12 protein-coding genes, 1 tRNA gene and 1 pseudogene are annotated in these 13,218 nt (G+C 64.5%); 4 read left to right on the forward strand and 10 right to left on the reverse strand.

All coding sequences use genetic code 11. The annotated features are described in order from the left end of the window. Positions 1 to 35: 35 nt before the first annotated feature. From rlmH to rplU, 9 genes are all read right to left on the reverse strand, one after another. Positions 36 to 518 (reverse strand): 23S rRNA (pseudouridine(1915)-N(3))-methyltransferase RlmH, encoded by a 483-nt coding sequence (gene rlmH, locus HNS03_RS06635; protein WP_367193918.1) that lies wholly within the window; start codon positions 516 to 518, stop codon positions 36 to 38. Between the two features lie 141 nt (positions 519 to 659). Then, positions 660 to 1,076, reverse strand: a complete 417-nt coding sequence (gene rsfS / locus HNS03_RS06640) for a ribosome silencing factor (RefSeq protein WP_367193920.1) — start codon at positions 1,074 to 1,076, stop codon at positions 660 to 662. Positions 1,077 to 1,336: 260 nt separating this feature from the next. After that, a complete protein-coding gene (locus tag HNS03_RS06645; RefSeq protein WP_367193922.1) occupies positions 1,337 to 1,972 on the reverse strand; it encodes a nicotinate-nucleotide adenylyltransferase in 636 nt (211 codons plus the stop codon). Then, entirely contained in the window at positions 1,969 to 3,240 is a 1,272-nt protein-coding gene (locus tag HNS03_RS06650; protein ID WP_367193924.1) for a glutamate-5-semialdehyde dehydrogenase, read from the reverse strand. Before HNS03_RS06650 ends, HNS03_RS06645 begins: the two co-directional genes overlap by 4 nt. A gap of 26 nt (positions 3,241 to 3,266) precedes the next feature. Then, a complete protein-coding gene (gene proB / locus HNS03_RS06655) occupies positions 3,267 to 4,421 on the reverse strand; it encodes a glutamate 5-kinase (protein ID WP_367193926.1) in 1,155 nt (384 codons plus the stop codon). Beyond that, entirely contained in the window at positions 4,418 to 5,461 is a 1,044-nt protein-coding gene (obgE, locus tag HNS03_RS06660) for a GTPase ObgE (RefSeq protein WP_367193928.1), read from the reverse strand. The genes proB and obgE overlap by 4 nt, the downstream gene beginning before the upstream one ends. Positions 5,462 to 5,953: 492 nt before the next feature. Further along, on the reverse strand, positions 5,954 to 6,523 hold the full coding sequence (locus HNS03_RS06665; RefSeq protein ID WP_367193930.1) for a GNAT family N-acetyltransferase: 570 nt from the start codon (positions 6,521 to 6,523) through the stop codon (positions 5,954 to 5,956). A gap of 120 nt (positions 6,524 to 6,643) precedes the next feature. Further along, positions 6,644 to 6,913, reverse strand: coding sequence for a 50S ribosomal protein L27 (rpmA, locus tag HNS03_RS06670; protein ID WP_367193931.1), 270 nt, complete (start codon positions 6,911 to 6,913; stop codon positions 6,644 to 6,646). A 38-nt stretch (positions 6,914 to 6,951) separates the two neighbouring features. Next, complete coding sequence (rplU, locus tag HNS03_RS06675; protein WP_367193932.1) at positions 6,952 to 7,275, reverse strand: 50S ribosomal protein L21; 324 nt, start codon at positions 7,273 to 7,275, stop codon at positions 6,952 to 6,954. A 591-nt stretch (positions 7,276 to 7,866) separates the two neighbouring features. Between rplU and HNS03_RS06680 the strand changes: the two genes are divergently transcribed. Together HNS03_RS06680 and HNS03_RS06685 are read left to right on the forward strand one after the other, a co-directional pair. After that, positions 7,867 to 7,956: transfer RNA gene (locus HNS03_RS06680), tRNA-Ser, on the forward strand. 94 nt (positions 7,957 to 8,050) lie between these two features. Then, positions 8,051 to 8,639, forward strand: a pseudogene (locus HNS03_RS06685) (IS5 family transposase). A 178-nt stretch (positions 8,640 to 8,817) separates the two neighbouring features. On the opposite strand, the gene HNS03_RS06690 reads toward HNS03_RS06685, so the two are convergent. Continuing rightward, the gene (locus tag HNS03_RS06690; protein WP_367193934.1) at positions 8,818 to 9,543 is read right to left on the reverse strand and encodes a TetR/AcrR family transcriptional regulator; all 726 of its coding nucleotides are present in this window, start codon (positions 9,541 to 9,543) and stop codon (positions 8,818 to 8,820) included. 348 nt (positions 9,544 to 9,891) lie between these two features. Between HNS03_RS06690 and HNS03_RS06695 the strand changes: the two genes are divergently transcribed. Both HNS03_RS06695 and HNS03_RS06700 read left to right on the forward strand, forming a co-directional pair. Then, entirely contained in the window at positions 9,892 to 12,051 is a 2,160-nt protein-coding gene (locus tag HNS03_RS06695) for a TonB-dependent siderophore receptor (protein WP_367193935.1), read from the forward strand. Further along, complete coding sequence (locus HNS03_RS06700; protein ID WP_367193937.1) at positions 12,045 to 13,199, forward strand: ABC transporter substrate-binding protein; 1,155 nt, start codon at positions 12,045 to 12,047, stop codon at positions 13,197 to 13,199. Before HNS03_RS06695 ends, HNS03_RS06700 begins: the two co-directional genes overlap by 7 nt. Positions 13,200 to 13,218: the final 19 nt, after the last annotated feature.

Here is a 13,218-nt window from a genome sequence, read left to right on the forward strand (position 1 = left end):
CTTGGCCAACGTACGCGATCATGGTCAAGAATTCGTTACTCGCGATGATAGGGGTGTCCGGCAAGGATCGTGGTGGCGCGGTAGATCTGCTCGCTCAGGAGCACACGCACGAGCAGATGCGGCCAGGTCGCGCGCCCGAAGGCCAGCGTTCGGCGCGCCCGATCCCTCAGTGTCGGGTCCAGGCCGTCCGCACCACCGATCACGAACACCGTCTCCGGCACGCCATCGTCGCGCAAATCCGCCAAAAGCTCGGCAAAGGCGGTGCTGGCGATATCCTCACCGTGTTCGTCGAGCGCGACGATGACGCCGCGATCTGCAAACCCGCGCGACAGAGCCTGGGCTTCGGCAAGACGCCGCTCGCCGACACCACCTGATTGGGCTTCCGGCACTTCGCGGACCGAGCCGATATCGAGCCCCAGATTGCCCCCCATCTTGCGGGCGCGATCCAGGTAACGCTCGACAATATCGCGCTCAGGCCCCTTCTTGAAGCGGCCGACAGCAGCAATGGAAACCCGCATTCGGCACTCCGCACCTGGACCCGCTTTCGATCAAACGGCTCCAGATTCAAACACTTGAGCAATTCCCTTCCGTTCAGATCGGTCCAATCCGAACGGGAAATGCTCCACCGGACGACAGCGCGGAGCGCCCGTTACGCGATCTCAGCCAACCACGTGAATGCTCGCCGGCTGATCGGCCGACCACATCTTTTCGAGGTTGTAGAACTCACGGACTTCGGGCCGGAACAAGTGGACGATCACGTCGCCCGTATCGATCAGCACCCAATCGCAATGGCTCATCCCCTCCACGCGGGAGGTGCCATAGCCGGCGTCCTTGAGATCGCGCAGCAGACGATCGGCCACCGCCCCGACATGACGGTGCGAACGCCCGGAGGCGACCACCATGTAGTCGGCGAGCGGCGTCTTGCCTGCCACGTCGATGGAAACAACGTCCTCAGCTTTCGAGTCGTCGAGACTCTTCAGGACGGTGCGAAGCGCCTCCTCCGACGGATCGTTCGGATGGAGGGAGCATTGTTGAGGCTCACGATCGAGCGTCGCGCCCTCTGCCTCAAATGTCATGGTCGACTGTTTGCCCTTTCGCCATGCCGCGCATGCGCGGTCTTACGACCACCGCCTTAAGCCCTGGCCTCGGTTTACACCGCGACGTCCGGCTCAAGCCGTGTTCAACTGGGCATCCGGACCGCCCGAAGGCGGGGGTTTCAACCAGATGCCCTTGCATCAACGGGTTGCCACCCGACGGCGAATCCACCGTCTGGTCACAAAGATAGGTCCGCCGGGATGACACTTTCAAGACGTGAAAGTACGAACCCGATGGGCGCTCACCCGCGCCGCGCCGCCCGCATGGCCGTCGACGAGGTCGGATCAAGAGGCACATGCAAGAACGTCCAGGCGGGCGGATTGGTTCCCGGCAGCGCCGCCGCCTGGGATTCCGGGATGCGCGCGCCGGCATAGGCGCGCGCCGCCGGCGCCGACATCACCGACATGGACGCACCAGGGCGATCGACCACCGCGACCGGCACGAGCTGCATAATGTCGCGCCAATTCTGCCAGCGATGCAGCGTCGCCAAATTGTCCGCCCCCATCAGCCAGACGAATTTCACGGTCGGAAAGCGGCGCCGAACGAACGAGATCGTATCGGCAGTGTAACGGAAGCTGTAGTTCGCCTCGAATGCAGTCACAACCATGCGCGGATGGTCGGCAAAGGCGCGAGTCTCCTCAACCCTCTGGGCCAGCGTCGTCAGCCCTTCGTGCGATTTCAGCGGATTGCCAGGCGTGACCAGCCACCAGACCTGATCGACGGCCAGCCGCGCCAGCCCGGTCAGCGCCACATGGCGATGGCCCTTGTGAGGCGGGTTGAAGGTTCCGCCGAACAGCGCAATGCGCTGCCCGATCCCGACCCGCGGAATGCGGAGATAGTCGGGGCGGCCCGCCCCGCTCTCGGGACGATCTGTCATGGACGGGTCTGCCCGCTCCCGTGGACCCGATATTTGAAGCTCGTCAATTGTTCCACGCCAACCGGCCCGCGCGCATGGAAGCGGCCCGTGGCGATGCCGATTTCCGCGCCCATGCCGAACTCGCCGCCATCGGCGAACTGGGTGGAGGCGTTGTGAACCACGATCGCCGAATCGACGTCCGACAGGAAGCGGGCCGCAGCTACGGTGTCCGTGGTCACGATCGCATCGGTGTGGTGCGAGCCATAGTGCTCGATATGCGCGATCGCGGCATCGAGCCCGTCGACCACCTTCACCGCCAAGATCGCGTCCAGATATTCCGTCGCCCAATCCGCGTCGCTGGCCGCCGTCACGTTCCGGCAACGTGCCACGACCGTCTCGTCGCCTCGAATGGCGCAGCCCGCCGCCTGCAGTGCCTCGACCACCGGCAGGAGGTGGGTCTCCACCACCGCCCGATCGATCAGCAGCGTCTCCATGGCGCCGCAGATCCCCGTCCGCCGCATCTTGGCGTTGACCGCGATGGTCTTCGCCATCTCCAGGTCCGCGGCGGAATGGATGTAGACGTGGCAGATGCCTTCCAGGTGCGCGAACACCGGCACCCGCGCCTCCGCCTGCACGCGCTCGACAAGGCCCTTGCCGCCGCGCGGCACGATCACGTCGATCGTTCCCTCAAGCCCCGTCAGCATAAAGCCAACCGCCGCCCGGTCGCGCACCGGCACGATCTGGATCGCATCAGCCGGCAGCCCGGCCTCCTCCAGCCCGGCCGCCAGCGCACGGTGGATCGCGGCAGAGCTGCGAATGGTATCGGAGCCGCCGCGCAGGATCGCCGCGTTGCCCGCCTTCAGGCACAACGCGCCAGCATCCGCCGTCACGTTCGGCCGGCTCTCGTAGATGATGCCCACAACGCCGAGCGGCGTGCGAACGCGTTCGATTTCCAGCCCGTTGGGCCGGCGCCAATCGGCAATGATCTGCCCGACCGGATCGTCGAGCTGAGCGACCGCCTCGATCGAACCGGCAATCTGATCGATACGGGCTTCAGAGAGCGTGCCACGATCGATCATCGCCGACGACGTTCCCGCCGACCGCATCGCCTCGATGTCGGCTGCGTTGGCGGCCAGGATCGCGGCCGCGTCGGCGCGCACCGCCTTCGCCATGGCCATGAGGGCCGCGGTCTTGGTTTCCGGTGCGGCGGTCGCCAGCGCCTTCGCAGCCGTCTTGGCCCGACGGCCGATCGCGAGCATGGTCGCTTCGACGTCGTCTTGATCGTGCATGCCTTGCGTCGTTGCAGCAGCCGCATTCAACATACCGAGCTTCTCCTCCCGACGGGGCGTGCGCCGGCCTGAAGTGCCAGATCGTCACGGTGGACCATCGCGGTCCGCCCCCGATACCCCAAAATTCCTTCGATGGCGCGGCTGTTTTTGCCCGCGATTCGAACAGCATCCCCCGAATCGTAGGCAATCAGTCCGCGACCGAGCTCGCGCCCGGAGCGGTCCAGAATGCGCACCGCGTCGCCACGGTCAAACAGTCCTTCCACGGCCACCACCCCAGCCGGCAACAGGCTCTTGCCGGACATCAGCGCGCGCGCGGCGCCATCGTCAATAGTCAGCGCGCCCCGGGTTTCCAATCGTCCCGCGATCCAGGTCTTGCGTGCCGCCGCGGGATTGTCGAGGGCGCGAAACCAGGTCGCCTTGCCGGTGGCATCGATCGCGCCGATCGGATGCTCGCGCCGGCCCGATGCAATCACCATGGCGGTGCCGGCTTCAGTGGCGATCCGTCCCGCCTCCACCTTGGTGCGCATGCCCCCGCGCGACAGTTCCGACCCCGCCGCCCCGGCCATCGCCTCGATCTCCGGCGTGATCGCCTCGACCACCGGGATCAGGGTCGCCTCGGGATCGAGCGCCGGCGGCGCGGTGTACAAACCATCCACGTCCGACAGCAGAATCAGAAGATCCGCGCTCGCCATGGTCGCCACGCGCGCAGCGAGCCGATCGTTGTCGCCGTAGCGGATCTCCGAAGTCGCCACCGTGTCGTTCTCGTTGATGACGGGGACCGCGCCCTTACCGATTAGGGTCTGGATGGTGGAGCGGGCGTTCAGATAGCGTCGCCGCTCCTCAGTGTCGCCGAGGGTGAGCAGCACCTGGGCTGCGGTCAAGCCGCGCAGGCCGAGGAATTCAGACCAGGCGCGGGCAAGCGCGATCTGGCCGACGGCCGCCGCGGCCTGACTCTCCTCCAGCTTGAGCGCCCCGCCCGGCAGCCCCAGCACTCCGCGCCCGAGCGCGATGGCGCCGGATGACACCACGATGACATCCGCCCCGCCGGCGCGCAGGTCCGCGATGTCGTCCACCAAGCTCGACAGCCACGACGCCTTCACGGAGCCTGTCGCCGAATCGACGACCAACGATGACCCGATCTTCACGACCACCCGGCGGCACTCCGCCACCTTCTCGCTCACGGCCGCCACTCCTGCTTTTCTTCCGACAGGTGTGCGTCCTTCTCCGCCTGATCGGCCTGATCGATGGCGCGCAAAAGCGACGCCAGCGCGGCATCGACGCCTTCGCCACTCGCAGCGGAGAGCTGGAGCGGCACCTTGCCGGCCGCTCGGCCCAGCGCTTCCGCCTGCTCGCGCCGGGTTTCGGGATCGAGCGCATCGACCTTGGAGAGCGCGACGATTTCCGTCTTGTCCTCAAGCCCTTGGCCATAGGCGACGAGTTCTTCGCGCACGGTGCGGTAGGCGGCAGCGACATCCACCTCAGTGCCGTCGACCAGATGCAGGAGAACCCGGCAGCGCTCGATATGGCCTAAGAAGCGATCGCCGATGCCGGCGCCTTGGTGGGCGCCTTCGATCAAGCCGGGAATGTCGGCCAGCACGAAGCGGCGAGTGTCGACGGTGACGACGCCGAGATTCGGGTGCAGCGTGGTGAAGGGATAGTCGGCAACCTTCGGCTTGGCGGCGGATACCCGCGACAGGAAGGTCGACTTGCCGGCATTCGGCAGCCCGACCAGGCCGGCGTCCGCAATAAGCTTCAGCCGCAGCCAGATCCAGCGCTCCTCGCCCGGAAGACCGGGATTGGCCCGGCGCGGCGCCTGGTTGATCGACGATTTGAAACGCGCATTGCCGAAACCGCCATTGCCGCCCTTGGCCAGACAGACCCGATCGCCCGCCGCCGTCAGGTCGGCGATTACGGTCTCATTGTCCTCGTCCAGGACGACGGTACCGACAGGCACCTTGAGCACCGCATCCGCCCCGCTCGCGCCGGTGCGGTTGCGGCCCATGCCATGCACGCCGGGCTTCGCCTTGAAATGCTGCTGGTAGCGATAGTCAATCAGAGTGTTGAGACCATCGACCGCTTCCACCCAGACGTCGCCACCCCGCCCGCCATCGCCGCCGTCCGGGCCGCCGAACTCGACATATTTCTCGTGCCGGAACGAGACCGACCCGGCGCCGCCGTCGCCGGAGCGGATATAGACCTTGGCCTGGTCGAGAAACTTCACGGCTCGCCTCACCTGTCGGCCGCCTATTCGGCCGACCTTCCTTCTTCAGCGCCTTGCGCAGTGTCGTCCGCGCGTCTGGTGCCGATATCAGGCGACACCGGCCCGGTTCAGATCACGATACCTTTAACGCGGGATGCGGGCGGAAAACCGGCTCCCACTTTTCCTCATCCCGCTCAAGATCAACCCTTTCGGACCCTTGTCCGAAGGGACAAGTTGATCGCTCTTTATGCGAGAGCGGGATGCGGGCGGAAAACCGGTGCCCACTTTTCCTCATCCCGCTCAAGATCAACCCTTTCGGACCCTTGTCCGAAGGGACAAGTTGATCGTTCTTTATGCGAGAGCGGGATGCGGGCGGAAAACCGGTGCCCACTTTTCCTCATCCCGCTCAAGATCAACCCCTTCGGGCTCTTGTCCGAAGGGGCGAGTTGATCGTTCTTTATGCGAGAGCGGGATGCGGGTGGAAAACCGGTGCCCACTTTTCCTCATCCCGCTCTAGCTCCGCGCCCACTTCTTCAACGAGCACCAGGTCTTGCGGTCAAGAGCGTATCGTTCGATTGCGACCGTGCCACCCACCGCAACGGAGTGCATCAGCCCATGGCCGCGCGGCTGAAACCCGCACTTTTCGATCACGCGCCGGGACGCCGGGTTCGTCACTCGGCAGGCGGCCTCGATCTCGCCCAAGTCCAGACCATCGAACCCGAAATCGATGATCGCCTGGGCCGCCTCGGTGGCAAGGCCATTGCCCCAATGGTCGCGCCCCAGCCAGTAGCCGAGTTCACCGCGCCCGGTTTCGAGACCCGCGAGACTGACGATTCCGAGGATGTGGCCATCGTCGCGCCGGCAGATTTTCAGCGCCCGCTCGCTCCGCCCCTGGGCCTGAAGCCAGGCCGCGACCGACTCGCTCGTCAGCGGATGGGGAACGCGGGAGGTGTTCTTGGCGATCTCGAACGCATTGCCGAGCTCGGCAAGCGTCGCGATGTCGTCGGCCGCGATCGCGACCAGCGACAGACGATCGGTGAACAGGGGAAGGCGTTCGGACCAGGCATCGACCAGAATGTCCATCGGGCGCGCTCGCGTTCAAACGACAAAGGGGAGGCGGTCGTCCCGTCTCCCCTTCGCGTTCGAACCTTCCTCGCATGCCGGGTCGCGGGACACCGGCGCGAGGGTCGCCCTCGAGCCGGCCTAGTTGGCGGTCTCCGTAGCCGGGACCACATTCACGGTGGTTCGCCCACCCGATTTGGTCTGAAAGGCGACGTGGCCTTCGACGAGCGCAAACAAGGTATGGTCCTTGCCCATACCCACGTTGTCGCCCGGATGCCACTTGGTGCCGCGCTGACGAATGATGATGTTGCCCGCGATCACGCGCTCGCCGCCATACTTCTTGACGCCGAGACGACGACCGATCGTATCGCGACCGTTGCGCGAGGAACCGCCTGCCTTTTTATGAGCCATGGCTTCGCCTTTCCTGCTTCTCTATCCGGTCCGCGCGATTACGCGGCGGCGCCGGCGTTGATGTCGGTGATGCGCACGACGGTCAGCGCCTGACGGTGACCGTTGCGACGGCGCGACGACTTGCGCCGGCGCTTCTTGAACACGATGATCTTGCGGGTGCGCTTCTGGCCGACGATCTCGCCGGCAACGGAGGCGCCCTCCACCATCGGGGCACCGACGGTCACGCCGCCATCGCCCGCAACCATCAGCACATCGTCGAAGGTGAGCGCCGCGCCGGCCTCTCCGTCGAGCTTCTCGACTTCGATTTCGTCGCCGGCGGCCACCTTGTACTGCTTCCCGCCGGTCTTGATCACTGCAAACATCGTCTTGTCGACCAGTTCTTCTGAAACTCTGCCCAATGTCGAATGCGCCGCCCACCGCACGAAAGCGGCGGCGGCAGCGCGAATGGCCGGTCCCGATCGCTTGGCGGCCGACCAATGCGGCGCCCGGTGACGGGGACACGCCCCTCCAATCCAAACCTTTGCCGAAGGGCGTGCAATATAGCCTGGAAGGGGCCGGTGTCAACGCGAGATCGGGTGTCTTCGCGCGCGAAACAAGAGGCATCGACGCAGACCGCAGCCCGCGGCCATGTTGCGCGCCGGAGAAACGCCATCGATCGGGCCTCCCTGGCCCTTGCCAGAGCCTCGGGTGGCGAGACCGCACCCATCCGATTCGAGACGCTCCTCCGGTTCGGAGGCTCGACGACGTCCGAGACCGACCCGCAATCGATGTCCGTCTCCGCCTCCGCCGTGCACGTCTGGTCAGGCCGCCAGCGCACCCGGAGGCAATGCCCACCTGCCCCAGGGCTTGCACAGGCCAGTGGAAAGGCCCAATTGGCGGCTTCGACGCTCTTGCGGCGCGGCGGGTCCGTCGCTATGGTCCGCGCCCGCTGGACGATCAGTCTAACGCATCGCGGAGAGGTGCCGGAGCGGTCGAACGGGGCGGTCTCGAAAACCGTTGTGCGCGCAAGCGTACCGAGGGTTCGAATCCCTCCCTCTCCGCCATTTCAGTCCCGCTTAGGATTAAAATCCAATCAACGCATTGAATGGATGCCACAAATCAGATTCGTCTCCTCAAGATTGATGATCTGAAGGCGATATGAGCGGTCTTTTCTGGCTGAGTGAGGATGCCTGGGCGGCAATCGAACCCCACCTTCCCAAGAACCAGCGCGGCGGGTCGATGATCGCCGCGTGATCAGTGGCATTCTGCATGTCCTCAAGACCGGCTGCCGCTGACAGGATTGTCCGGCCGCCTATGGTCCGCCGACCACGATCTACAATCGCTTCAATCGCTGGTCCCGGCGCCGGGTGTGGACCAACATCTTGAGCCCTGGTGGCGAAGGGTGTTCTGGAGCTCACGGCCTCGGTGGACTCGACCCATGAAAGCCCATCGTGCGGCCCACGGCGGGAAAAGGGGGCACAAGCGCAGGCCATCGGCCCGTCACGTGGCGGTCAGACCGCCAAGATCCACGCCATGACCGACGAACTGCTCGAAACGGCTGGTCCGGCACCTGATTGCGGAGAAGGGATATGATGCAGACTGGCTCCGATACCGCGACCGCGACCTCATCGAGAACGCTTTCTGCAGGCTCAAGGACTTCAGACGCATCGCCACGCGTTACGACAAGCTGGCCCGCAATTTCCTCTCCGCCGTCGCGCTCGTCACCCTTATCGCGTTCAGGGTCTGATCGAGTCTCAGCCCTAACCTCAATCCGAGCTCAGAGAGCGCCTGTCCGATACTCGATGACGCAGGTTTCGAAGAAGTCCTTCTCCTACTTCAGGTCCATCGCCGCCGATCTTGCGATTCAAAAGACCACACTCGAAGGTAGCGTATCTGCTTAACTAAATAATCTTCGGCGGAAAGAGCTATTGATCCTCGCCGCCCCGCGGCCCCTCCTCACGTCGGGCCGCCCCCTCGACGAACAGGACCCAGGCCCGGTCGAAATACGCGTCCTGCGCCGCGCGCGCGGCATAGGTGCTACGGCCGAGCATGGCGTCATTGGACGGCCCGAACACAATGCAATTCAGGAGGTGGCCGGCTAAAAAAGCAGGGTCTTCGGCCCGCAGCGCCCCCGTCTTTTGGGCTTCGCCAACATGCGCGACGAGTCGATCAAAGATTGGATCGCCCTGCTCGGGATCCGACCGCTGCGCGCCGAAAACGATCGCCTCGCTCAAAGCAATCCGCTTGAAGGCGACCATCTCCGGGTCGAGGTTGATCGTGAGAAACCACCGGGCCAATCGCTTGAGCCGAGTCATGGCATCCCCGATCGCAGCGGCCTCGGCAATTTCGCTGTCCAAGCGCTCGAGCGTCTGCGATCGCAGATGTTCCACGACCGCATCGAACAGAGCGAGCTTGGAAGGAAAGCGCCGGTAGAGCGTGTCTTTCCCGACGCCGCATTCCGACGCGACCTTCTCCACCGATGTTCCCGCAAAGCCCTGCGCAGCGAACTTGGCGGCCGCCACATCGAGAATGCGTTTCGATGTTGCCTCCGCCGCTCCTTTGGAAGGACGCCCTCTGCGCCCCACTCCCGAGGCAAGTCCACTGCCCGCCACGTAACTCTCCCTTCCCGTTTTTCCCAACAAAGTCGTCAATTCGTCCGCCCAAACGCCTCATCGCTCGCCGGACGAGCGCGGCGAGCGAGAGTCCGCGTGGTCTCATTATCCTATCCCACACTTTCTCCCTTCGCGCCCAGAGCGCCAACACACCCGCGAGCCGGCGGCCTATGCCGCAACCGTTGCCACGCAAGCCGATTGTCGGAAGCACCTGCCGGCTTGCTCTTTTTTGACCGACTAAAACCTGACTCCTTTAATCCGATATTTCTGGACGGGACGGTCCCGTTTGTTTATAGGGCCAGTTGGGGTCGGCCCAAGGGGCTGCGGTCGCGCTGCCCGCTCGCGCCATGCCCCCGTCCGTGGTGCAAACACGAAAGGCTGGATCAAATGGGAGACGCGTTTGCGATCAAGGAGACGATGAGGCTCTCCGTCCTGGCGCCCTTGATGCTCGTCCCGACCATGGTTTCCGCGCAGGATCCGCCGGCCCAGCTCGACACCATCGTTGTGCAGGGTTCTGGCGCGTTGACGTCGACCGAGGATGAATATTTCGCACCGATGGCCACGACGGCGACGAAAACGGATACGCCGGTCATCGAAATTCCGCAGTCCATCTCGACGATCACGCGCGAACAGCTCAATGACCAGACCCCCCAGACGGTTCGAGAGGCCCTCAACTACACCTCCGGCGTGCTTTCGGGGATCGACACCACAAGCCGCTATGACAGCGTGTTCATGCGCGGCTTCGGCGGGTTTGGCACCTCAACCAACGTTGTCGATTTTCTCGACGGCTTGAGGCTTCCACGCGGTCAGGCCTTCGCCTTGCCCGCGGTCGATCCTTACCTGCTCGACCGGGTCGATGTGCTGAAGGGGCCATCTGCCGTCCTTTACGGCCAAAGCAGTCCGGGAGGTCTCGTCAACCAAGTTAGCCGGGCGCCGTCCGCCGCCACCCAAAACGAGGTGCGGGTGGAAGGAGGCAGCTACGGCCGCCTCCAGGGCGGATTTACCAGCCGTGGCGCGATCGACGAGGCTGGGACGTTTCAATACGCCATCACTGGGATCGGGCGCGACTCCGGCACCCGCTACGACGACGTCGACGAACAGCGCCTCGGCCTGGCGCCTGCACTCACCTGGGAGCCGGGCGCAGATACCCGACTGACAGTGCGCGGCTTTATCCAGGATGATCCCGACGGCGGCTACTTCAACTCCATCTATCCCACCTTCCTCGCGCCCGAAGCCTACAAGCCCTACCTCAATCCCGAACTGAATGTCGGCGACCCCACCTACGACTATTTCGACCGGCAACAGTACGGGATCGGCTACGCCTTCGATCATCGCTTCAACGAAGCCTTCGCAGTCAGTTCCGACCTGCGCTATTCGACGATCGATCTCGACTTTCGCTCGCTCCAGATGATGGCGCCGCTGACACCCAACGGATTGCTTCCCAGGCAGGCGCTGCGCTCGATCGAGGACGTGCAGGGCGTCTCGATGGACAACCACGCCACGTTCGACGTGATCACCGGACCGGTCGGGCACGAGATCCTCACCGGCTTCGATTACCAGCACTCCACCAGCAACTGGGAATACCAGTTCGGCCTCGCCCCCTCCCTCAATGTCGTCGACCCGCAATACGGTGTCTCCGTCGGCCCCCTGGCCACCATCATCGACAACCGGCAAACGCTGCAGCAGGCCGGACTCTACGTGCAGGACCAGCTCAGCCTCGGCAATCTGAGAGCCGTGCTCGGCGCCCGCTATGACTGGACGGATCAGGAAACGCACAATCGGCTGACAAACACCACCAGCGACCAATCGAGCGGGTCGCCGAGCTATCGCGCCGCACTTCTGTACATGTTCGACAATGGCCTGGCGCCCTATGTCAGCTACTCGACCTCGTTCGAGCCGGTCATCGGCGTCGATGCCGCCGGCAACAGCTTCGTTCCGACCGAGGCACAGCAATGGGAGGTGGGCGTGAAATACGAACCCACCTTCATGGATGCGCTGTTCACCGCATCCGGTTTCGACATTCATCAGCAGAATGTCCTCACGCCCGGATCCATGCCCGGCTTCAGCGTTCAGCAAGGAGAGATCCGCTCGCGCGGTCTGGAGTTCGAAGGTCGCGGCAACCTCCTGCCCAACCTGGAAGTCATCGGCGCCCTGACGTTCCTCGACACCGAGGTGACGGAATCCACCAACCCGGCTGCGATCGGCAACCGCCCGCAAGGCGTTCCGGAATATTTCGCGTCGGTTTGGGCGGAATACATGGTCGACCGCGGGCCGCTCACCGGGCTGTCCATAGGCGGGGGCGTGCGCTTCGTGGGCAGTAGCTTCGCCGACGATGCCAACACCATCAGCACCCCCGGCTACACGGTGGTCGATGCGGCCCTGAAATATGACTTCGGCAACATCAATCCGACATTCGAAGGCGCTCGCGCGACCTTCAAGGTCACCAATCTTCTCGACGAGGAATATTACGGAAGCTGCAGCTCGAACTACTACTGCCAATTCGGCAACGGCACCCAGTTTTTGGTGGGGCTGCAATACGAATGGTGACCAACGGCCGCTCTCTGATGCTGAATCGCCGCCAATTTTCCGCCGGTCTTGGCGCAATCCTGCTGTCGCCATCGTTCGCGGTCGCGGCGGCGGCCGAAGGCGTCGTCGACATGGCCGGCCGCCAGGTCTCCCTGATCAAACCGGCGGAGCGGATCGTCCTGCTGGATGCCCGCGACATCGTCAGCATGGCGGTTCTACACCCTGACCCGGCGCGCGTGGTGATCGGTTGGGCCGGCGCCGACACCTTGGACAGCGATCTTCTGCGCCGGCACTATGAGACGCGTCCGGACGGAAGCGGCGAGATCGCGGTCGTTGGCGGACAAACAGCCACGACCGTGTCGCTTGAGCGCATTCTTGCCCTCAAGCCCGACCTGGTGGTGACAACCGCCTACATGGAGCCGGAACTCGGCGACGGCGTCCTGACAAGGCGGTTGGAAGCGGCCGGTATTCCGGTGGTGTTCAGCAACACCGCATCGAACGAACAGACGACCGAGGCCGACCGCGATCCTTTCGCCGCAATGGCCCGCACCATGCGGATGTGGGGGCAAATCCTCGGCAAATCCGACCGCGCGGAAACGTTCGTAGGCTTCGCCCACGAGCACTTGAACGAGGTGCGGCAGCGGCTCGGGGCCACCTCGCCGACCAAGGCCTATCTGGAGGTCCAATCGACCTATGATGATTGCTGCTGGGCAGCGGGCGACCGCATCTGGGGAGACCTGCTCGCGCTGGCCGGCGGACACAATCTCTCCGCCGTCGACGCGCCTTGGTTCGCGAAGGTCGCCTTGGAGCAATTGATCGCCGAAGCGCCGGAAATCTACATCGCCTCCGGCGGCGCTTTCGGACGCGGGATCCGGCCCGCGATCGGCCCGGGTCTCGATCCGGACGAAGGCGGCGAGGGGCTGCGCCGCCTGACCGAACGCACCGGGTTTGAGACCCTGCCGGCCGTTCAGGATGGCCGGGTGCACGGCGTGTGGACCGGACTTCTCACGATCGCACCGTTCAACATCCTGTTCGTCGAATGCGCCGCCAAGTGGCTGCATCCCGACCTTTTTGCCGATCTCGAGCCGACGGACACGCTCAACGCGCTTAACGAGCAGTTCCTGGCGAAGCCCCTTCCGGGCCCGTGCTGGCTGAGCCTTGCCGCCTGACCACGGCAAGGCTCAACGC

The sequence above is a fragment of the Amorphus sp. 3PC139-8 genome (assembly GCF_040750475.1).
GTDB lineage: Bacteria > Pseudomonadota > Alphaproteobacteria > Rhizobiales > Amorphaceae > Amorphus.